Annotated in this window: 26 protein-coding genes and 1 pseudogene; 3 read left to right on the forward strand and 24 right to left on the reverse strand. The window is 44.5% G+C overall.

The window, feature by feature from the left end:
- From folD to AC0OMA_RS12365, 18 genes are all read right to left on the reverse strand, one after another.
- Window positions 1-852, reverse strand: coding sequence for a bifunctional methylenetetrahydrofolate dehydrogenase/methenyltetrahydrofolate cyclohydrolase FolD (gene folD / locus AC0OMA_RS12280; protein WP_015384072.1), 852 nt, complete (start codon window positions 850-852; stop codon window positions 1-3).
- A gap of 11 nt (window positions 853-863) precedes the next feature.
- Entirely contained in the window at window positions 864-1,259 is a 396-nt protein-coding gene (gene nusB, locus AC0OMA_RS12285) for a transcription antitermination factor NusB (RefSeq protein WP_003230256.1), read from the reverse strand.
- 263 nt (window positions 1,260-1,522) lie between these two features.
- Window positions 1,523-1,930 (reverse strand): fatty acid biosynthesis protein YqhY, encoded by a 408-nt coding sequence (gene yqhY / locus AC0OMA_RS12290; protein ID WP_003230254.1) that lies wholly within the window; start codon window positions 1,928-1,930, stop codon window positions 1,523-1,525.
- A 20-nt stretch (window positions 1,931-1,950) separates the two neighbouring features.
- On the reverse strand, window positions 1,951-3,303 hold the full coding sequence (gene accC, locus AC0OMA_RS12295) for an acetyl-CoA carboxylase biotin carboxylase subunit (protein WP_014477306.1): 1,353 nt from the start codon (window positions 3,301-3,303) through the stop codon (window positions 1,951-1,953).
- Between the two features lie 11 nt (window positions 3,304-3,314).
- Window positions 3,315-3,794, reverse strand: coding sequence for an acetyl-CoA carboxylase biotin carboxyl carrier protein (gene accB / locus AC0OMA_RS12300; RefSeq protein WP_003230252.1), 480 nt, complete (start codon window positions 3,792-3,794; stop codon window positions 3,315-3,317).
- 156 nt (window positions 3,795-3,950) lie between these two features.
- Window positions 3,951-4,607 carry a stage III sporulation ratchet engulfment protein SpoIIIAH gene (spoIIIAH, locus tag AC0OMA_RS12305; protein WP_003230250.1) on the reverse strand — a complete coding sequence of 219 codons (657 nt, stop codon included), beginning with the start codon at window positions 4,605-4,607 and terminating at the stop codon, window positions 3,951-3,953.
- Entirely contained in the window at window positions 4,608-5,297 is a 690-nt protein-coding gene (gene spoIIIAG / locus AC0OMA_RS12310; protein WP_014477307.1) for a stage III sporulation protein AG, read from the reverse strand. It abuts the gene before it with no gap.
- Window positions 5,290-5,910: a stage III sporulation protein AF gene (spoIIIAF, locus tag AC0OMA_RS12315; protein ID WP_015483425.1), complete on the reverse strand. Its 621-nt coding sequence runs from the start codon at window positions 5,908-5,910 to the stop codon at window positions 5,290-5,292. The genes spoIIIAG and spoIIIAF overlap by 8 nt, the downstream gene beginning before the upstream one ends.
- A gap of 13 nt (window positions 5,911-5,923) precedes the next feature.
- Window positions 5,924-7,123, reverse strand: coding sequence for a stage III sporulation protein AE (gene spoIIIAE, locus AC0OMA_RS12320; protein WP_003230230.1), 1,200 nt, complete (start codon window positions 7,121-7,123; stop codon window positions 5,924-5,926).
- A gap of 18 nt (window positions 7,124-7,141) precedes the next feature.
- Window positions 7,142-7,543, reverse strand: a complete 402-nt coding sequence (spoIIIAD, locus tag AC0OMA_RS12325) for a stage III sporulation protein AD (RefSeq protein WP_003230228.1) — start codon at window positions 7,541-7,543, stop codon at window positions 7,142-7,144.
- A 6-nt stretch (window positions 7,544-7,549) separates the two neighbouring features.
- Window positions 7,550-7,756 carry a stage III sporulation protein AC gene (spoIIIAC, locus tag AC0OMA_RS12330; protein WP_003153142.1) on the reverse strand — a complete coding sequence of 69 codons (207 nt, stop codon included), beginning with the start codon at window positions 7,754-7,756 and terminating at the stop codon, window positions 7,550-7,552.
- Between the two features lie 22 nt (window positions 7,757-7,778).
- Window positions 7,779-8,294: a stage III sporulation protein SpoIIIAB gene (gene spoIIIAB, locus AC0OMA_RS12335; protein ID WP_014477309.1), complete on the reverse strand. Its 516-nt coding sequence runs from the start codon at window positions 8,292-8,294 to the stop codon at window positions 7,779-7,781.
- Entirely contained in the window at window positions 8,288-9,211 is a 924-nt protein-coding gene (spoIIIAA, locus tag AC0OMA_RS12340) for a stage III sporulation protein AA (protein ID WP_003230226.1), read from the reverse strand. Before spoIIIAA ends, spoIIIAB begins: the two co-directional genes overlap by 7 nt.
- Window positions 9,212-9,286: 75 nt before the next feature.
- A complete protein-coding gene (locus AC0OMA_RS12345; protein WP_004398639.1) occupies window positions 9,287-9,568 on the reverse strand; it encodes a YqhV family protein in 282 nt (93 codons plus the stop codon).
- Between the two features lie 143 nt (window positions 9,569-9,711).
- Complete coding sequence (efp, locus tag AC0OMA_RS12350; protein WP_003226377.1) at window positions 9,712-10,269, reverse strand: elongation factor P; 558 nt, start codon at window positions 10,267-10,269, stop codon at window positions 9,712-9,714.
- A 24-nt stretch (window positions 10,270-10,293) separates the two neighbouring features.
- Window positions 10,294-11,355 (reverse strand): aminopeptidase PapA, encoded by a 1,062-nt coding sequence (gene papA, locus AC0OMA_RS12355; RefSeq protein ID WP_015384074.1) that lies wholly within the window; start codon window positions 11,353-11,355, stop codon window positions 10,294-10,296.
- Window positions 11,352-11,798: a type II 3-dehydroquinate dehydratase gene (gene aroQ / locus AC0OMA_RS12360; protein WP_181219743.1), complete on the reverse strand. Its 447-nt coding sequence runs from the start codon at window positions 11,796-11,798 to the stop codon at window positions 11,352-11,354. The genes papA and aroQ overlap by 4 nt, the downstream gene beginning before the upstream one ends.
- An 86-nt stretch (window positions 11,799-11,884) precedes the next feature.
- Complete coding sequence (locus AC0OMA_RS12365; protein ID WP_003230222.1) at window positions 11,885-12,421, reverse strand: YqhR family membrane protein; 537 nt, start codon at window positions 12,419-12,421, stop codon at window positions 11,885-11,887.
- 226 nt (window positions 12,422-12,647) lie between these two features.
- Between AC0OMA_RS12365 and AC0OMA_RS12370 the strand changes: the two are divergent.
- Together AC0OMA_RS12370 and AC0OMA_RS12375 are read left to right on the forward strand one after the other, a co-directional pair.
- Window positions 12,648-13,605 (forward strand): annotated as a pseudogene (locus AC0OMA_RS12370) (DUF1385 domain-containing protein).
- A gap of 39 nt (window positions 13,606-13,644) precedes the next feature.
- Window positions 13,645-14,040, forward strand: coding sequence for an SA1362 family protein (locus AC0OMA_RS12375; RefSeq protein ID WP_003226367.1), 396 nt, complete (start codon window positions 13,645-13,647; stop codon window positions 14,038-14,040).
- Here the strand turns inward: AC0OMA_RS12375 and AC0OMA_RS12380 are convergent.
- From AC0OMA_RS12380 to lipM, 3 genes are all read right to left on the reverse strand, one after another.
- Window positions 14,037-14,912, reverse strand: coding sequence for a patatin-like phospholipase family protein (locus AC0OMA_RS12380; RefSeq protein ID WP_003230220.1), 876 nt, complete (start codon window positions 14,910-14,912; stop codon window positions 14,037-14,039). The genes AC0OMA_RS12375 and AC0OMA_RS12380 overlap by 4 nt on opposite strands.
- A gap of 125 nt (window positions 14,913-15,037) precedes the next feature.
- Entirely contained in the window at window positions 15,038-15,466 is a 429-nt protein-coding gene (gene mntR, locus AC0OMA_RS12385) for a transcriptional regulator MntR (RefSeq protein ID WP_003236923.1), read from the reverse strand.
- A 99-nt stretch (window positions 15,467-15,565) separates the two neighbouring features.
- Window positions 15,566-16,402, reverse strand: a complete 837-nt coding sequence (gene lipM, locus AC0OMA_RS12390) for an octanoyltransferase LipM (RefSeq protein WP_047182867.1) — start codon at window positions 16,400-16,402, stop codon at window positions 15,566-15,568.
- A gap of 190 nt (window positions 16,403-16,592) precedes the next feature.
- On the opposite strand from lipM, the gene AC0OMA_RS12395 reads away from it, so the two are divergent.
- Window positions 16,593-16,973, forward strand: a complete 381-nt coding sequence (locus tag AC0OMA_RS12395; protein ID WP_004398485.1) for a rhodanese-like domain-containing protein — start codon at window positions 16,593-16,595, stop codon at window positions 16,971-16,973.
- Between the two features lie 34 nt (window positions 16,974-17,007).
- Here AC0OMA_RS12395 and gcvPB read toward each other — a convergent pair whose 3' ends face one another.
- The 3 genes from gcvPB to gcvT are packed head-to-tail and all read right to left on the reverse strand — an operon-like array spanning window position 17,008 to window position 20,931.
- Window positions 17,008-18,474, reverse strand: a complete 1,467-nt coding sequence (gene gcvPB, locus AC0OMA_RS12400) for an aminomethyl-transferring glycine dehydrogenase subunit GcvPB (RefSeq protein ID WP_015384079.1) — start codon at window positions 18,472-18,474, stop codon at window positions 17,008-17,010.
- The gene (gcvPA, locus tag AC0OMA_RS12405) at window positions 18,467-19,813 is read right to left on the reverse strand and encodes an aminomethyl-transferring glycine dehydrogenase subunit GcvPA (protein ID WP_015384080.1); all 1,347 of its coding nucleotides are present in this window, start codon (window positions 19,811-19,813) and stop codon (window positions 18,467-18,469) included. The genes gcvPB and gcvPA overlap by 8 nt, the downstream gene beginning before the upstream one ends.
- Before the next feature lie 29 nt (window positions 19,814-19,842).
- The gene (gene gcvT / locus AC0OMA_RS12410; RefSeq protein WP_015384081.1) at window positions 19,843-20,931 is read right to left on the reverse strand and encodes a glycine cleavage system aminomethyltransferase GcvT; all 1,089 of its coding nucleotides are present in this window, start codon (window positions 20,929-20,931) and stop codon (window positions 19,843-19,845) included.
- Window positions 20,932-21,005: the final 74 nt, after the last annotated feature.

The following is a 21,005-nucleotide window of genomic DNA, read 5'->3' on the forward strand; positions in this document are numbered from 1 at the left end:
CTATGATAACGTACGTTTCGCAGATTTAACAGTATTATGCGCAAGCATCGTGATGGTCATCGGACCTACTCCGCCCGGAACCGGCGTGATGAAGGACGCTTTTTCCTTCGCCCCTTCAAATTCAACGTCTCCGCAAAGCTTTCCGTTTTCCAGACGGTTAACGCCAACGTCAATGACAACAGCGCCCTCTTTGATCTGGTCTGCACTGATGAAGTTGGCTCTGCCGACTGCCACCACCAGGATGTCCGCTTTTTTCGTATGTTCAGTAATATTTTCTGTTCTTGAATGACAGTAAGTAACCGTCGCGTTTTCATTTAATAAAAGCTGGCCGACAGGTTTGCCGACAATGTTGCTTCGGCCGACTACAACAACCTCTTTACCGGAAAGGTCAATATTGGTTTTCTTCAAAAGCTCAACAATTCCATGAGGCGTGCAAGGAAGAAACGTATCTTCGCCAAGCAGCATTTTCCCTACGTTTAACGGATGAAAACCGTCTACATCTTTATCAGGAGAGATACGTTCGATCACCGCTTTTTCAGAAATATGGTCTGGGAGCGGAAGCTGAACGAGAATGCCATGAAACTCAGGGTCTTGGTTATATTGATCAATAACGGAAAGCAGTTCAGCTTCTGTGAGGCTGCTGTCAAATTGATCGAGCTTGAAATTCATTCCCATTGTTTCTGCTGCTTTTTTCTTTCCTCGCACGTAAGAGTGAGAAGCAGGGTCATCTCCAATCAATATAACCGCCAGTCCGGGAGTGACGCCTTGCTTTTTAAGCTCTTCTACCTCTTTTGCCAATTGTTCGCGTTTTTCTCTAGCCGTTTCTTTTCCGTCGATGATTGTTGCAGTCATTTTCTTTCCTCCTATGATTGTTCAATATCAGATTTAATGTTAGAAAGAACCCCGTTTACAAACTTTGTCGCTTTGTCATCACCAAACCGTTTTGCCAGCTCAATCGCTTCGTTCATGGAGACATTCACCGGAATGTCTTCGGCATATGCCATTTCATATGCTGCCAAGCGCAAAATCGCACGGTCAACATTGGCAATCCGATCGAGCTTCCAATTCACCAGATGCTTGGAGATCATTTCATCCAGCTGGTCTTGGTGTTCCAATACCCCGTGTACAAGCTGTTCAAAGAAAGGATCTGTTTTTTCTTCATCCAGTGCGTGTTCTATGGCTTCATTCACTGCAATATCGCTGACATCAATTTGAAATAGTGCCTGCAAAGCTTTTTCTCTTGCTGTTCTTCTTTTCATTTTCTTTCTCCTTTGATCCTCTTTATCCGCTTGTCGTTAAGCCACAAAGAGATCATAACATATTTTTTTCGTATCCGCATATTGAAATCAAGGTTTTTTTACCCTATTACCGAATATTTTCACACACCTTAATATGATCATTCGGATTTCACGATCATGAAGAAACTCGGCTATTTAAGCCGGCTTTCTTCATGCTTTGAAATAAAGGGTAACGTGTAAAAAAACCAAAGGGCCGCCCTCCCCTTGGTTTCGTGTTAAGCCATTTACATTTCTTCGTCGATTTGGACTTCTTGGGCTTTTGTGTCAAATTGAATGCCGACGATGTGAATATTGATCTCGTTAATCGAAAGAGACGTCATATTTAATAAGGTTTGACGAATGTTTTCCTGAACGGATGCTGCAACTTTCGGAATCGAAACGCCAAATGTAACGACACAGTATACATCGATCGTAATTCCGTCATCCGCCAGGTCGACTTTGACACCTTTGCCATGATTCACTTTGCCAAAACGCTCGACGACGCCTGTCGCAAAGTTTCCGCGCATTTCGGCAACACCATCAACTTCTGATGCTGCAATGCCGGCAATGACCTCAATGACCTCCGGTGCAATCTCAACCTTACCCAAATGCGTATCTTCGTGATCCATTTTAAGCAAGCTGTTGTCTTTCATTCAATTCACCTCCGTAAAAATTATGAGCCCATTACATCATATGTTTCTAAAAATTTCGTATTAAACTCTCCGCTCACAAATGTTTCGTGTTCAAGCAGTTTTAAATGGAAAGGGATTGTTGTCTCAATGCCTTCGATGACGAATTCGCCCAATGCGCGCTTCATGCGAGCAATCGCTTCATCCCTCGTTTTTCCGTATGTGATTACCTTTGCAATCATGCTGTCATAGTACGGTGGGATGGAATAGCCAGGGTACGCAGCTGAATCGACACGGACACCAAGACCGCCAGGAGGCAGGTACATTTTAATTTCACCAGGTGACGGCATGAAATTTTTACTTGGGTTTTCTGCGTTGATTCGGCATTCGATTGCCCAGCCTTCAAATTCAACATCTTCTTGCTTGAGGCTCAGTTCCATTCCTGATGCCACTTTGATTTGTTCCTTGATCAGGTCAGTTCCCGTCACCATTTCTGTGACTGGGTGCTCTACCTGAATTCTCGTGTTCATTTCCATGAAGTAATAGCGCTGTTCATTGTAGTCATAGATAAATTCAACTGTTCCAGCACCTGTATAGCCAACCGCTTTTGCAGCCTTTACCGCTGCATCTCCCATTTGCTCCCTGATTTCTGAATCAAGGGCAGGAGATGGTGATTCTTCCAAAAGCTTTTGCAGGCGTCTTTGGATCGAGCAGTCGCGTTCGCCCAAATGAATCGTATTTCCGTAGTTATCAGCAAGCACTTGGATCTCAACATGGCGAAAATCTTCTATGTATTTTTCGATGTATACACCTGGATTCCCAAATGCAGTTGCCGCTTCCTGCTGTGTAATCTTAATGCCATTAATCAGTTCCTCTTCAGTGCGGGCAACCCTAATTCCTTTTCCGCCTCCGCCTGCGGTGGCTTTTATAATTACAGGATACCCAATTTCATTAGCAAGCGAAACCGCTTCTTCCACATTTTCTATAATTCCCTGTGAACCCGGTACGATTGGCACGCCGGCCTGTTTCATCGTTTCCCGCGCAACGTCTTTTGTTCCCATTTTTGAAATGGCGTCAGCGCTCGGACCGACAAACGTGACATTAACTTCTTCACATAATTCAGCGAAATCAGCATTTTCAGCTAAAAATCCGTATCCCGGATGAATGGCGTCCGTGCCAGTCAGCTTTGCAACACTCACAATATTTGTAACGTTTAAATAGCTGTCTTTTGATGCTTTCGGTCCGATACAAAAAGCTTCATCGGCCATTTGAACATGAAGGGCATCTTTATCAGCTTCTGAATAAACAGCGACAGTCTCAATTCCGAGCTCTCTGCAGGCTCTGATGATTCTGACAGCAATTTCTCCTCTGTTGGCGATCAATAGCTTTTTAATCATGTTAAGTCTCCTTACTCCGCTTTTACAAGAAATAGAGGTTGTCCGTATTCGACCAGCTGGCCGTTTTCTACTAATACTTCAACGATTTCGCCTTTCACTTCTGCTTCGATTTCGTTGAAAAGCTTCATCGCTTCTACAATGCAGACAACTGTGTTTTCATTTACTTTTGAACCGGCTGTTACATACGGGCCAGCTTCCGGTGATGAAGAAGCATAAAATGTTCCTACCATTGGTGAAGTGATTTTATGCAGATTCTCATCTTGTTTTGGTGCTTCTTGGGCAGGTGCCGCTGCTTGCTGCGCTTGCGGCTGAACTGCCTGCGGAGCCTGTGCTTGTACAGGTGCTGCCGGTGCCTGCTGCATGACTTGAACCGTGCCTGCTTCGTGTTTTTTCAGTTTTAAGGATACACCTTCATTTTCATATACGAATTCGTCAATTGTAGACTCGTCAATTGCTTTAATCAGCTCGTGGATTTCTTTGATATTTAACATTCAATCGCACTCCTATGTATGAAATTTCTTTTTTTATAGGTTACTACTAAAAGTACATACTATGTTCATCTTACAGGAGCGGACTTTTGAATTCAACTCTAATATGACAGCAACGCAAAAAGCCCGCTTGTTTAGCGGGCTTCTTTTTCCTCTTTCTTACTTGGATGGTTCAAATGTGACAGCGACATCTTTCATTGTTTTGATTTCTTTTGCGACAAGGTCTATAATGGCTGTCGCCTTCGATTTGGAGTGTTTGTCTGATTTGACTGTAATATTGATTTTATCTCCTTCAGCATTAACGAGCGCATCCTCGTAACCTTGTGTTTTAATCAGCGTTTCCAGCTGTTTTTCTGTTCCTTCCACTTCACTGAGAGCCGTCATTTTATCGTATGCTTCACTTTTCTCCTTGGCTGTTGCATCATCGCTTGACACAATGGCATTCAGCTCTTCTCTTTCTTTGCTTCTGGCATCTTCTAAATCAAGACGGTACGTCGTAAACAAATCATCATCGGCTGTTTCCGTAACAACAGTTCCTTTTTCACTGGCTTCAGCGGATGTTTCCTTGTCTGCTGATGAATCTTTCGTTCCCTTTGTTCCATCTTCTTTTCCTTTTTCAGTTTCTGTACCGCTTTTTTCCTTCGTGTCTTGCTTGGCAGGCGCTTTTTCAGTTGCGACCTCTCCGCTGTCAGACGCGCTTTTTTCACTTTGCATCTGCACGGCGTTTTTGCTTTCCGGCGACATGATATAGTAGACGCTTAACACCACGACAAGACTGAGCATTGTTAATAGCCAAACGGTTTGTTTTTTAAGCATTTATGAATCCTCCTTTATTTTTTTAGGGGCAACCGCAACCCGGTGGCTTGGAACATCCAGGACCCGTGTCACCGCTTCGATAATGGTTTGTTTTATTTGAACGTTGTCCACTCCTTGAGCAACAACGAGTACACCGCGTATATCAGGTTTTTTCGTTTGGACGACGACAGGTGTTTCTTTATCGCCGTTTTTGATCATGACGATTTCTTCCTCCGATGTTTGGTCTGTAACGCTTCTTGTTCCGCCTTCTTTGTCAGTTTCTTCAGTGGTTGTATTTTTGTTTGATTTGTTTTTTTCGTATACTTTCAGCGACGTTGCATCTACGTTCACGACAACCGAGACATCGTCCACACCAATGATTGTTTCAAGAATTTCTTTCAGCTGATTTTCGTATTCTTTTTCATAGTCATCGATCGAGTCTTTAGGTTTATCAGATTTTGAGGCTTTAAACACTTCAGCTGTTTTCTCTTTGCTGTCTGCGGAATGTTGCGATGATACGGCCGTTATCGTTTTGGCGTTTTCTGTTTTCTCAGGTGAAGAAAACAGCTGGCTGACAAGCATAAAGGAAACTCCGAGAACAAAAACGAATAGAAAGTAATGATATTTGGTCAGCTTCGGCTTTTCGCCGTCCTTCGTTTGTCCCGGAAGAAACTGCTTTTTCAATACATTCCATAATCCGTTTTTATTCATTGCCGACATTCTCCCCGCCTTCCATATGAACCGTAATTTTCTCACTTCCGATTTCCCAAATGTCCGCGAGCTGCGTTTGTATCTGTTTGGCTTCTTTTTGTTCGGCTGCTTCTTTCGTTACGTATGCATGATCTGTATCAATGTGGACCGGCGCGACCGTTTGGACCGTTTTTTCAGAAGACGGGGCCATATACACGCTGATTGTTTTAATATCCTCTTCTGAATCTACCTTTTCTCCTGCCGTGAGTTTGATGCGGCCTACTTTATATTCATCATGACTGAATCTCTCCTCCGCTTTCTTTTTTAGTTGGACAGCCATTTCTTCTAGAATATATGCGCGCTGGGAAGCTTGTATTTCTATTTTTTTTGAATTGATTTGATTTTTTATGTCGGCAGACTCTGACTGCCCGTTTTTTGTGAGATATTCAAAGATGACTTCGGGGTCTGTCTTGAAAAGTTTAAAAATCGGCGTAAGCATGACGACAATCAAGAGCAGGCTGACTACCATTTTTGCGTACTTTTGCATGCTGGAGCTCGGCAGCAGCATATCAATCACAATTGCAAATAGGATAAACAACACGATGGTGGTAAGCCATTCCGTTAAAAAACTCATTCGCCTGCCTCCTTCATTTCATCATCATCGTGAGGTTTCCGGCTGTGATTATGACAGTAAGGCTTAAAAAAAACATGAGAGACACAATGGCGAGAGCTGCAAAAATATAAATGACGCTTTTGCTGATGACGTCGAGGCAGGTGATGACGGGCCCGCCTCCAAGCGGCTGAAGAATCGCGGCTGCCAGCTTATAAATAAAAGCGAGGGAAAGCACTTTGATTGCCGGAAATGCCGCGATACAGATCAAAATAGCAACACCGAGAATCCCTACCGTATTTTTCAGCAGTAAAGAGGCGCTGATTACTGTATCTGTTGCGTCTGTGAACATTCGGCCAAGCACAGGAATAAAATTTCCCGTTATAAATTTAGCCGTCCTGAGCGTAATGCCGTCTGTCACTGCAGCCGAGGCTCCCTGAACAGAGATGACGCCGAGAAAGATGGTAAGAAAAACAGCCAGTGCTCCGATGGCGATATTTCTGAGCAGGTTGGCCAGCTGCGTTACTTTGTATTGTTCGGTCATCGTGCTGACAATGCTCAGAATCGCTGATAAAAAAATCAGCGGCATGACGATATTCTGAATCAAGAGACCGCTCGTGTTCATCAGAAAGAGGATAACAGGATGAAAGAAGGCAGCAGATACAGCTCCGCCTGAGGAAGCCAAAAGCGCCAAGAGGAGCGGAATGAGCGCCAGGATAAAGCTGGTCATCGTCTGAATCGCCTCAGTTGCATAGTTAATTGCCACATGAAAGCTATTAAGCGCAAGGATAATCAGCACCATGTACACAATTGAGTAAGCGACCTTACTGACGGTGCTTTGCTGAAAAGCATTTTGCAGAAGCTGCAGAATGACGCAAAAAATCGTGAGCAAAATCAATGTGCCCAGCAGCTTTCCGTTGGCAAGCACTTCATGAAACAAATAAGAAAAGAGAGCTTTCAGCCATTCTTGCGGTGAGAATGATTTATCGCCATTGATAAACTCCATTAAGCTGCCTTTTTGGCTTTCCGGCAGCAGTCCGCCGTATTCTGTCATAATGTCATTCCAAAATTCCCCGATCTTATCTGTTTCAAGCGAGGCTGCTGTCCTTTCCGCTAATTGCTCGGCTGTTTCAGCATGGTCTTCCGTTTGTTCTGCATTACCAGCTGCTTGTACAATTTCTGCACGGCCTGCTATGATCAGGACGGCCAAAAGCAAAACCCATTGAAAGCGCTTCAATCTACCGCCTCCTTTCGGTTATGACATAGAAGGTATAAGTCCGAGAATCGTTTCGATAATGACGGTTAAAATAGGCACAGCCATAACGAGTATTAAAATTTTCCCCGCCAATTCTATTTTCGAGGCGATGGCTCCTTGACCGGCATCTTTTGTGAGCTGTGCCCCGAATTCAGCAATATAGGCGATTCCGATGATCTTTAAAATGGTTTCAACATAGACCATGTTGACATTTGCATTAATCGCAATTTTTTCTATCATTCGAATAATGTCGTAGATTTGGTCTACCAAATAAAGAAAAATGGCACATCCGGCAAAAACGACGATTAAAAACGCAAAAGTCGGCTTTTGTTCTTTTACAATTAAAGAAAGGAAGGTGGCGATCAGCCCTAAACCTACAATTTGAACAATGTCAATCTGCAAGCCCCCCTATCCTTGGAATAAAAACACAGCTTTTATCTTTTTAAATAGGTCATCTACAATCGTGGCGACCATAAATAAAATATAGATAAAACCTAACAGCGTCACCCACTGAGCGTATTCTTTCTTGCCCATCTGATCCAATATCGTGTGTAAAAAAGCGACCACGATTCCCACTCCGGCGATTTGAAATATGACATTCACGTCTACTCCCATTTTATTTTTGCTCCCCTCACGTTTACATCAATAGAAGAATGAGTAACAAGCCCGCTAAAAAGCCCAAACTTTTTATCATCTTTTCATTTTTCGCTTGCGCCTGCTCAGCATCCGCTTCCGAGGCTTCCAAATGTGTCAACGCCAGCTTGATGTGCTTTTGCTGAGAGATTCGATCATGAATCCCGAGCGTCTCGCCAAACTGCTTCAGTACTTCGTATTCGCTTTTTTTCAAAGACAGGGTGTCCCATACCTTCTTTAAGCTTTGCTCCCACGCCGTTTTCGCGGAATCACTTCCCTTGTCCAGCTGATCACTGAATGCGGAAAAAAGAGCTGAAACAGGCTGTGCGAGCTGTTTGGCAATCTGCTGTGAAGCAGTATGAAGCGGTGTATGGCCGTACATGATTTCAGCCTCGAGGGATTGAAGCGCCGCACGCAGCTGGCGGATTTGCCGCGGCCGTTCTGTATAAATCTTCGCCATCTCAAAACCTGTCCATGTTGTCGCTACCACAATGAATACAGCGCCCAGCAGCTTCAGCATGTTTTCACGCCCGTCGTCCTAGACAGCACATTTCCGTCTTTGTCATAAATTTGGCTCACTGTGCCCGGCCCTTTTGCTCTTGATAATTCCAAATAGCGGTCAAAGGCTCTTTCTTCCCACAAACGCTTCAATGAAGGCCGCTTCATCAGGTCGGATATGCTCCAGCCATGCGCTGATACGATTACTGAAACACCAGCATGCAGTGCCTCCAGAAGTGCATCTGTATCTTCCATACGCCCGATTTCATCGACAATCATCACCTCAGGGCTCATGGATCGAATCATCATCATCAGCCCTTCAGCTTTTGGACAGGCGTCTAACACGTCAATTCTCTGACCAAATTGATGCTGCGGAATGCCGCGAAGACATCCGGCAATTTCTGACCGTTCATCGACGATTCCTGTCTTTACGGGCAGCATGTTTTTTTTGCCGGTGCTTGAGAGCCTCGCAAGGTCCCGGAGAAGTGTTGTTTTGCCTGTTTGGGGCGGTCCGATAATCAGCGTATTCAGCCAGCTGTTTTGATATAAGTATGGAAGCAGCGGCTCCGCAATCCCCAGCTTTTGCCGGGCAATTCGTATATTAAAAGATGCGATGTCACGGAGGCCTTTCACACCTCCGTTTTCCGTAATGACTCTGCCCGCCAGTCCGACTCTGTGGCCGCCTCTGATCGTGACATACCCTTTCTTCAGCTCTTCTTCTAGTGTATACATACTATAGTTGCTGAGCCGGCTCAGGATCAGATGAGCATCCTCGGCCGTGCCCGCATAGGACAAATAAACAGGTTGTCCTCTTCGAATCAATTCAACAGGACGGTTGATCCGAATTCTGACTTCTTCGATTTCCAGCCATTGTTGTTCCGGTATTTCAGAAAGGGCGTTTTTCATGGATTCAGGGAGAACCTCAGCGATTTCATTCAACAGAGCCTCCTCCTTTCTACCGATTGGCTTCTTTAAAATGTATGATGTGAGGCAGACTTTATGACAAGCCTCTCTTTATTTATGAACACCCGCCAAAATCAAAACAACACCCGTAAAAATCAGAATCAGCTTTGCATACGAAAGCTGCCCGGCAATTTGGTAGATTCCGACAGTCATCGTAATGATAAAAATCAACGGACCGACAATAGCGAGAATGCTGTTAACCACAACCGCCTTCCGGACATCGTTGGTCACAAGCATGACAATTGCTGCCGTCAGCTCAATCATAGAGGATAAAACTCGTAATCCCGCCATTGTTAAAACAGTAGAATTGATATTTCCAAGTAAAAATTTCATAGCACTCTCCCAACCTCCCATTTTTTTATATGATATGCTCTAGCTTGCTGAAGTAGTCTTGTCATTTTCGTATAAAAGAAAGATTCTGTTTTTGGGCACAAAAAAAGCCTGCTCCCATTTGGGAACAGACTTCTTTTTTCTTTCTATGCTCTTGAAACGTAAGAACCGTCTGATGTATTGACAACAAGTGTGTCGCCTTCATTCACAAAGAACGGCACGTTTACAACAAGCCCGGTTTCAGTTTTCGCAGGTTTTGTACCGCCTGACGCTGTATCACCTTTAATACCAGGTTCAGTTTCAACAACTTTCAGCTCAACTGTGTTTGGAAGTTCGATACCAAGTGTTTCATCCTGGTACATCATGATATGCACAGACATGTTTTCTAGCAGGTATTTTAATTCTTCTTCGATTTGAGTTGCGCTCAGTTCAAGCTGCTCATAGGAAGAAGTATCCATAAATACGTGCTGATCTCCGTTTGCATATAGATATTGCATTGTTTTGGTTTCGATTTGCGCTTTCGCTACTTTTTCACCAGCGCGGAATGTTTTTTCCTGAATCGCGCCAGTGCGAAGGTTGCGGAGTTTAGAGCGGACAAATGCCGCACCTTTTCCAGGTTTTACGTGCTGGAAGTCAACGACGCGCCAAATGCCGCCATCTACTTCAATTGTTAATCCTGTACGGAAATCGTTAACTGAAATCATGTTTAATGTCCTCCTATATTCCAATCACAAAATAATAAGTTCTTTTGGGGAATGGGTGATTGTCCGGTTGCCGTTTTCTGTAATCACGATGTCATCTTCAATGCGGACACCGCCTGTTTCTGGTATGTAAATGCCCGGCTCCACTGTGACCACCATACCCGGTTCAAGGATAGCTGAAGATCTGACGGATAATCCCGGCGATTCATGAACTTCCATGCCGAGCCCGTGCCCGGTTGAATGGCCGAAATAGTCACCGTAGCCTTTTGCAGCAATATGATCCCTTGTGAGGGCGTCAGCCTCTTTTCCTGTCATTCCCGGCTTAATATGTGCGACGCCGAGCGCCTGAGCATCAAATACAACCTGATAGATCTCCTTCAATTGATCACTGGGCTGACCTACAGCGACCGTCCGGGTAATATCAGAACAATATCCTTTATAATAAGCGCCAAAATCAAGCGTAACAAGGTCTCCGCTTTCAATCAGTTTGTCACTGGCCACACCGTGCGGAAGGCTTGAACGAAGGCCTGAGGCGACAATCATATCAAAAGAAGAGCTGTCTGCTCCCTGGCTTCTCATATAAAACTCCAGCTCATTGGCAACAGCGATTTCAGAAATGCCGGGTTTCATAAACGTCAAGATATGTCTAAAGGCATCATCTGCAATCTTCGCAGCTTCCTCTAATATCTTAATCTCTTCACTAGACTTAATCAAGCGCAACTTTTCCACGGATTCAGCCACAGGCACTAATTCGGCATCACTGATAACGGCGCTGTATGAAGCGTAAGTGCCATATGTCAAGCTGTTCTGTTCAAAGCCGAGACGCTTGATGCCAAACGATTCAACAGTGTCGGCAGTGGTCTGAATCAGGCTGCCGCCATGTTCAATGATCTCAAAACCCTTTACCTGAACCTTCGCCTGCTCAGTATAACGAAAATCCGTAATAAACGCTGCTTTGTCACCCGATATAACAGCCAAACCCGCTGAACCTGTAAACCCTGTCATATAGCGTACATTCGTGCTGCTTGTAATCAGCATGCCGTCAATTCCCAGCTGTCCAAACAGGTTTCTTAATTTCTCTAGCTTCATCTTGATTCTCTCCCTTGCTGGCTTAATAAGTAGCGAACAGCAAGCTTGTAGCCTTCAGCTCCAAGACCGACAATCTGCCCTTTCGCAACAGGAGCGATAACCGACTGATGCCTGAATTCTTCCCTGGCGTATAAGTTTGATAAATGCACCTCTACTACAGGAAGACTGATGCTTGAAACAGCATCCCTGATCGCATAGCTGTAATGACTCAGGGCGCCAGGGTTCAGAACAATCCCGCTGTATTGCTCCTCAGCCTCATGTATCGCATCTATCAAATCACCTTCGTGATTAGACTGGAAGAAAGTGAGCTGGATATGTAAGGCTTCAGCAAACTGAAAAAGATCTGTTTCAATATCGGTCAGTGTCTGGCGGCCGAATACTTCAGGCTCACGCTTCCCCAGCCGGTTAACATTCGGTCCGTTCAAAATCAAAAAATGAGGCACATAATCTCTCCTTTTCGCGAGGGTTTCTCATGTAAAAAATGTTCACTTCTCGTGAACATTTTATCATACTGGAAAAGGATTATACACTATTCTCTATGCATTCCCAGCGCACGTGCAAGCTTTTCCGAATTCAGCTCATTGTATTCAAATGAAATGGAATACCCGACAAACAGCCCGTAAAGCAAATAAATGCAAATGGTCGTAATAATTGTATCTGATGTCAGTTCGGTCACCGTGCGCACATCTGGAAAAATCGGATTAAAAACAAAAAACACGAGCAGCCAAAGCACCAAGCCGTATAAAATACCCGGCCACATTGTTTTTAAACGTTTCAATAGAAGAAAATAAAGAAACGCTGCGCCAATTGAAATTACTCCAATCAAAATGATGCTGATTACCGTTCCCAGCCCATGTTTTTTCCACTCTCCGAGCACAAACGGCTGCAATATCATATTCGGGCTGATTTCGGAAAAATGGAACAAATATGCGATATAAGCAACGAAACTCCAAAGTACGCCTCCGCAAAAACCTGTTGCCGCCACCCTGCCGGCCATTGAAACAGGCGGCTTTTGCTTCTCATTCAATTCTTCATTTTGTTCTGTATCTTTTTCGCTTGTCATCATGGCACCTCCAGTTAAAGTGTGCCCAAAAAATGAAATGTCAATAAAAAAGCTCACACTTTTTGACAGCTGCGAGTAAAATTTGAAAATAACGGGTATAATGCATGTAGAAAAAGCAAGGCTATGGCAATTTTTTCAGCCTGTCAATCTAGAGGTTTAGCGCTGTTTCCTGTACAATAGAGTGAAAGGAAATGGTTAGCAATCCTAAAGAAATAGGCAGGTTGATAATATGTCAAAACATAAAGTTCCGCCCGCTTACGGCGGGCAGGCTGTTGTGGAAGGCGTTATGTTTGGCGGAAAGCATCATTACGTTACAGCCATCAGAAGAACGGATGGAAGCATTGACTTTTTTAAGCTTCCACGCAAACACAACCCGAAACTGAACATCGTGAAAAAGATACCGTTTTTACGGGGGATCGCGGCCATTATCGAAGCGAGTGCAAACGGCACAAAGCATTTGAATTTTTCAAGCGAACGTTACGGACTCGATCCATCTGAAGACGAGACACTTGAGCAGGAAGAAAAAAAAATCCTCCGGGCTGTCTATGTATCTCAGCCTCGCAGTTATAGGCGTCCTATCATTTTTGTTCAGTAAATTCGTATTTACATTGGTTCCAGTTTTCTTAGCGGAACTGACAAGGCCGATTTTTTCCTCGGACACGGCGCAAATCGCGGTTGAAAGCCTGTTTAAGTTGATTTTGCTGCTCGGTTACATCTATTTTTTGTCCATGACACCGCTTATTAAAAGAGTGTTTCAATATCATGGAGCCGAACATAAAGTCATAAACTGTTACGAACAGAATTTGCCAATTACTGTGGAGAATGTCCAAAACCAATCTCGGCTTCATTACCGCTGCGGATCAAGCTTTATTTTATTTACGATTATTGTCGGCATGTTTGTTTATTTACTCGTTCCGACAGATCCGCTTTGGCTGCGTGTTATAGATCGTGTCGCACTGATACCGGTCGTGCTTGGTATATCCTTTGAAGTTCTGCAGCTGACAAACAAAGTGCGTGACATTCCCGGTCTGAAATTACTTGGATACCCGGGTCTTTGGCTTCAGCTGTTAACCACAAAGGAACCTAAGGATGAACAGGTTGAAGTTGCCATCGAAAGCTTTAACGAACTTCTCAGACTCGAAGCATTGTCTGAGCAAAATCAGAAGCCTTCTCACAACGTCATCTAAAATCCGTTGCCCTGCTATTACTTTCGGAGGTGGACAGTTATGAATCATCGTGTACAACCTATTATTGCTGTATTAATTGCGCTGGGAGCGTTCGGTTTCCTCTATGTGCTGGTAACCAATCCCGGAGAAATGGCAAAAATGGCGGTAACCGTCATCGTGGCAGGTATCATTATTTATTTTATTGTGAAATATGTAATGAATCGAAATGCGGGCAGCGAAGGAGCAGCCTTCAAAAAAGCGGCGAAACAATCGCGGCGACGGATGAAAGAACAAAAAGCAAAACACCGCGCCGGACATAAGGGACGTGTCAGCCACCTGCGAAGCGTTCCGAGCGCCAGCAAGCCTAAGCCGATGATTCTCAAGAAAAAAAGCCAGACTCAGCTGACTGTTATAGAAGGGAAAAAAAATAAAAAGAAAAACAGAGCGCTTTTTTAATAGGTCCACTGCTTTAAAAACAGCTCTGTCCGTCTTTTACCTAGCTCAATCAGGGCTAGTTTTTTTTGTTGTGTTAAATGAAAATCAGTGGCCATTACGTCATCGACAGGGAGAAAAATAATATTTTGTTCATAGCGTGACGCAATGTGCCTTGCGTCATGAGCATCCTTCATCGTTTCAAACAGGGCGCCGAACAGTTCAAAAGCGTTGCGGATATTTTTTTTCGGACGCTCTCTTTCACGCGGCGCAAGCGTGACACCGATCACAGGGCGCTTTCTTTCCTTTGAAAACAGCCAGATTGGAAAATTGCTTAACACGCCTCCGTCGACAACCGTGGCGGTGCCTGTGTCCGTTTTTAATTTTATCGGTTCAAAGAAATACGGAATGCTGCAGCTCATTCTGACCGCTCTGGCAACCGGGAACATATCTGGATTTAACCCGTAACGGGCCAAATCGTCCGGCAAAACAATCATGGTGCCGTTTGTCAGATCAGAAGCAATAAGGCGCAGAGACCCTTTCTGCAAATCGCCGAAAACCCTTATGCCTTTCGCTCTTAACAGATCAGCAATCCATTTTTCTATCGTATCGCCTTTGTATAAGCCAAGACGCCAGTAGATGGACACCCACTGGAGCATTTTTAAGGGGAGAAATGAGTACCTCTGGTCCAGCAATTTCTCTCCATCCACTTCTTCAATTAAAGCGTGGATTTCCTTACTGGTGTAACCTGACGCAATGAAAGCGGCAATAATGGCGCCGGCGCTTGTACCCGCAACTCTTTTAAAGCGGAAGCCTTTTTCCTCAAGCACTTCATAAGCGCCTGCGAGCGCAATGCCTTTTACTCCTCCGCCGGAAAACACACCGTCAATATACATCTCATTCCCTCCCCCTCCATCCGATCGTTTATTACCATTTTAAGAAAACACGCGAAGAAATAGACCAACGAATGACGGGTGGCGTCAGCGTATCAAAAAAGACGGCCTCCTTCGAGACCGCCTTTTTACTGATTATGATGTTCTGTTTTCTTTTGGATTGATTTCAGATCTTTTTTACGGGCATCATCTTCTTCAAAATATTGAACAAGATCCCCGATGCGATCAATACTGTTCCAGCTTAAATGATGTTCGATTCCTTCGACATCGTTATATATTTTCTCTTCATCAACACCAATGATTCTTAAAAACTGCTCAAGCAATTCATGTCTGTATACCAGCCGTTTGCCTATTTTTTTCCCTTTAGACGTTAACACGAGACCGCGATATTTTTCATAAATTAAATATTCGTCTTTATCTAGTTTTTGAACCATTTTTGTTACAGAGGAGGGATGGACTGCCAATGCTTCCGCGATATCGGAAACTCGTGCATATCCTTTTTCTTCAATCAGCATATAAATCTGTTCAATATAATCTTCCATACTTGGTGTTGTCATCGAAACCCTCCCAAAAAGCACCTTAACTTTATAAACCATTACAAGTTTACACTAATGAACTTGAAAAAACAAGGATGCTCCGCGGGTCAAAAGCCCTGTTTACCGCTTATAATTCCATTCATCTGAAGCGTACTTTGTTTCAGCCAAGTGATGAACAAAATCAAGCTCTTCCTGAGAAAGTTCATATGGCTCCAAATGAATGTTAAGACCTGTTTCAAATCCTTCTTTAAAGGCTTGACGAGCCTCATCCATCGTCACCCGCTTTTCAGTGAGTTCATTAATGGCAACCGCTTTATTTTTGAAATTGCGCTGCATCCGCTCTCTTACTCTTTCACTTGGATATAAGAACAGATCGAACAGCTTGTCCTCATCTAAATCAAGAAGAATGGAGCCATGCTGAAGAATCACGCCTTTTTGTCTCGTTTGCGCGCTTCCCGCCACCTTGCGCCCCTCAACCACTAGCTCATACCACGAAGGCGCGTCAAAACAAACAGATGACCGCGGATTTTTTAAGCTTTCTTTTTCTTTTTCAGTTCTCGGGATGGCAAAGTAAGCGTCCAGACCGAGATTTCTAAAGCCTTGAAGTATGCCTTCTGAAATAACCCGGTAAGCCTCAGTAACAGTCGCCGGCATCTCGGGGTGCTCTTCCGAAACAATTACGCTGTATGTCAGTTCCTGATCGTGCAGCACACCTCTCCCGCCGGTCGGGCGTCTGACGAATCCGAGATTATATTTATGTACTGCTTCAAAATTGATTTCCTTTTTAATATTTTGAAAATACCCTACAGAAAGTGTCGCCGGATTCCAGCCGTAAAAACGGATAACCGGGGGGATTTTCTTTTCGCTGTGCCAATATAAAAGCGCTTCATCAAGCGCCATATTGAATGCAGGACTTGCATTGCCTGAGTCTATAAACCGCCAAGTTTCTTTTTGCATTTTAAGACCTTCCTTACCGTTTTAATAGAATCAGTTTATCAAACTGTCGGGAAAATGAAAAATATTTTAGTTCCATTATAGATGACAATCACGCTGTGCTTTACTATAATAGTATTTGTCGAAAACGGCTCTATGACCTTGTTTTATGAAGCAGGGTTTTGATTTTATATGCTAAAGGAGTAGAATCACATTGTCTAATATGATCGTTTTGATTATTTTTGCTGCGTTTATCATCTATATGATTGCTTCATATGTCTATCAGCAGCGAATTATGAAAACACTTACCGAAGAAGAATTCCGCGCGGGTTACCGCAAAGCGCAGCTTATTGACGTTCGTGAACCAAATGAGTTTGAGGGCGGACATATTTTAGGCGCCCGCAACATCCCGCTTTCCCAGCTGAAACAGAGAAAAAATGAGATCCGTACGGACAAGCCTGTTTACCTGTACTGCCAAAACAGTGTCCGCAGCGGACGCGCGGCACAAACCCTGCGCAAAAACGGCTGCACTGAGATTTACAACCTAAAAGGCGGCTTTAAAAAATGGGGCGGAAAGATTAAAGCGAAGAAATAAAGCAAACAGCTGTCTGGTAGACAGCTGTTTTTATTTATCTTTCTACCGCCTCGTATCTGAGCACCGGGTGTCTCGCCGCTTTTGTTTCATCCATTCTTTTTACAATCGTTGTATGCGGGGCCTCCTGAACAAGCTCCGGATTCTCCTCCGCTTCTTTTGCGATTTGAATCATAGCATCAATAAACGCATCCAGTGTTTCCTTTGATTCTGTCTCTGTCGGCTCGATCATGATGCATTCTTCAACATTAAGCGGGAAATAAATCGTCGGCGGATGATAGCCGAAATCAAGGAGCCGTTTTGCAATATCAAGCGTACGCACTCCCAGCTTTTTCTGCCGCTTCCCTGATAATACAAATTCATGCTTGCAATGGCGGTCAAACGGAAGATCGTAATAAGGCGCGAGCTTTCTCATCATATAATTGGCGTTTAACACTGCGTTCTCAGTAACAGCCTTTAATCCGTCAGGCCCCATGGAGCGAATATACGTATACGCTCTCACATTAATGCCAAAGTTGCCGTAATACGGCTTCACACGGCCGATCGCATGAGGGCGGTCATAATCAAACGTAAAGCGCCCTTCTTTTTTGACTATAACTGGCTTTGGCAAATAAGGAATCAGATCTTGTTTTACGCCGACAGGGCCTGAGCCGGGGCCTCCGCCGCCATGAGGGCCTGTGAATGTTTTATGCAGGTTGAGGTGCACCACGTCAAATCCCATATCACCAGGTCTCGCTTTGCTTAAAACAGCATTTAAATTAGCGCCGTCATAATACAGTTTCCCCCCCGCTTGGTGTACAATTTCCGCCATCTCTGTAATCTGCTCCTCAAACAAGCCGAGCGTGTTTGGATTCGTCAGCATAAGAGCTGCAGTTTCTTCATTCACTGCTCTTTTTAAATCCTCTAAATCAACAAGCCCATTTTCATTCGATTTCACCGTAACGGTTTCAAAGCCTGCTACTGTCGCTGATGCAGGATTCGTCCCGTGCGCGGAATCAGGGACAATGACCTTCGTCCGCTTGAAATCCCCGCAAGCTTCATGATAGGCACGGATCATCATCAGCCCCGTCCATTCGCCGTGCGCTCCGGCAGCAGGCTGAAGCGTAACCTCATCCATTCCCGTTATTTCTTCAAGGTGCTTGCTTAAATCATATAAAAGTTCTAATGCGCCTTGCACCGTGTCTTCATCCTGAAGGGGATGAATCGCAGCAAAACCAGGTATACGCGCAATTTTTTCATTGATTTTCGGATTGTATTTCATCGTGCAAGAACCGAGAGGATAAAAGCCGGAATCCACCCCGTGATTGCGTTTGGACAGCGCTGTATAATGGCGCATGATGTCCAGCTCTGAAACCTCCGGCAGCGCTGCGTCTTCGTCACGAATATAGGTGTCTGACAAGAGGTGCCCCAATTCGATTTCCGGTACATCGAGCTCCGGCAGACTATAGCCGATTCGGCCTTCTCTTGAAAGTTCAAAAATAAGTGCCTGGTCCTGATTACTCATGGCGATCCCCCAATTCCTGAATGAGTGCGTCAATTTCTTCTTTTGTTCTCAGCTCCGTTACAGCAATCAGCATATGGCAGTCCAGCTCCGGATACGTCAGCCCAAGATCATATCCGCCAATCATGCCTTTTGCCAGCAAACGCTTGTTCACAGCTCTCACCGGCTCATCCAGTTTGATGACAAATTCATTAAACATCGGCCCGTCAAACATAACGGTAAGGCCTGCTTTTTTTGCTTCTTGCTTTGCATAGTTGGCTTTTAAGAGATTTTGGCGGGCTATATCTTTTACGCCGTTTTTTCCGAGAGCAGTCATGGCCACTGATGCTGCCAGCGCATTTAAAGCTTGGTTCGAGCATATATTTGATGTTGCTTTATCCCGGCGGATATGCTGCTCCCTGGCTTGCAGGGTAAGCACAAAGCCTCTTTTTCCGTTTTCGTCTTCCGTTTGTCCGACGAGACGGCCCGGCACCTTTCTCATTAATTTTTTAGTAACGGCAAAAAAGCCGCAATGCGGGCCGCCGTACGCTGAAGGAATGCCGAAAGGCTGCGCATCACCGACGACGATATCAGACTGAAACTTGCCCGGCGGAGTGAGAAGACCTAGCGCCAGCGGGTTGGCTGAAACAATAAACATGGATTTCCCTTGATGAGCGATAGGCTCAATATCCTTTAGCGGCTCGATCCGGCCGAAAAAATTCGGGTACTGAACGATCACTGCGGCTGTGTTCTCGCAAACGGTTTGGCGCAATGCATCAAGATCCGTAACGCCATCCGCAGCGGGTACTTCAACAACATCAATATACTGACCTTTTGCGTACGTTTTCAGCACCTCTCGCGATTCAGGATGCACGGTTTTTGACACAACGATTTTTTTCTTTTTCGTGTGGCCTGAAGCAAGCATTGCTGCTTCTGCCAAGGCTGTTCCGCCGTCATACATCGAGGAGTTGGCGATATCCATGCCTGTCAGTTCACAGATCATCGTTTGGAATTCAAAAATAGCCTGGAGCTCTCCTTGTGAAATCTCTGGCTGATAAGGCGTATATGCGGTATAAAACTCAGAGCGCGAAATGACATGATCCACAATGACAGGCTGATAGTGGTCATATACACCCGCTCCTAAGAAAGAAGCGTATTGAACGGTATCACGATTTTTAGAGGCCAGCTTTGTCAGTTCTCTTGTTAATTCTGTTTCTGATTTCGCTTTTTTGATTTGATACTCTTTTTTATATTTGACGTTTTCCGGTATATCAGCAAATAAATCATCGATGCTGCTTACGCCGATAGTGGCAAGCATCTCCTGTTTATCCTCTTCTGTTGCGGGCAAATAACGGTGCTTCATGTGTTGTCTCCTCTCTCCAAGAAAAAATATTAGCGTTTATAAAATGGTGTTTTGACAACTTTTGCTTTCACTAATTTTTTGCGAATCTCTACATCTACAACAGTCCCGATCTCACTCGTTTCCGAATCAATTAAGGCAAGGCCGACGTTTTTCCCTAATGTCGGTGACTGCGTGCCGGTTGTCACCTTTCCGACAGACCTGCCATTTTGGAAAACCTCATATCCGTGCCGCGGTATCCCTTTTTCAATCATTTCGAGACCGACAAGTTTGCGCTTTGCTCCGTTTTCTTTTTGTTCACTCAATACTGACTTACCAAAAAAGTCAGACTCCTTTTTGTGCTTTACAGCAAAGCCTATACCTGCTTCAATCGGTGTAATATCCCGGGTCAGCTCCTGACCGTAGAGCGGGAGCTTCGCTTCAAACCGGAGTGTATCACGTGCACCGAGACCGCATGGAATCAATCCGTATGCATCCCCTGCATCGATAATTTTTTCCCAAATATGCATAGCATCATCACTGCGGCAGTAAATTTCATACCCGTCTTCTCCCGTATAGCCAGTGCGTGAAATAAGTGCTTTGCGTCCGCTGATATCGGCTTCATCAATAAACGCAAACGGCTTTAATGCAGACACATCTGCATCTGTCAGATTTTTCAAGATCGCTTCTGCTTTCGGTCCCTGTACAGCCAAGAGCGCGATTTGGTCTGACTGATTGTCAATCTGCACATCACCTGCTGCATGTTCTTTCATCCAAGCCAAGTCTTTATCTATATTAGAAGCATTAATGACAAGCAGATAGCGGTTCTCTCCTTTTTGATAGATAAGCAAATCATCGACGGTTCCGCCATCCGGGTAACACATCGCTGTATATTGAGCACGGCCTGGCGTTAACGCGGAAACATCATTTGTCATCAATCTTTGCAAAAAAGACAGACAGTCGTTCCCTGACACTTCGACTTCTCCCATATGAGATACATCAAACAAACCGGCTGCAGTTCGGACAGCCTCGTGTTCTTTTTTTATAGAAGAAAATTGAACAGGAAGCTCCCAGCCTCCGAAATCAATCGTTTTTCCTCCATATTCCTTATACAGGTCAAATAACGGCGTTCTTTTCAGCATCTAATTCCTCCCCTTTTTCAACGGCGCAGCTAAAAAACATACAAAAAAGGACAGAGAAACACCTCATGTAAAAT

The organism is Bacillus sp. AMCV2 (assembly GCF_056033925.1).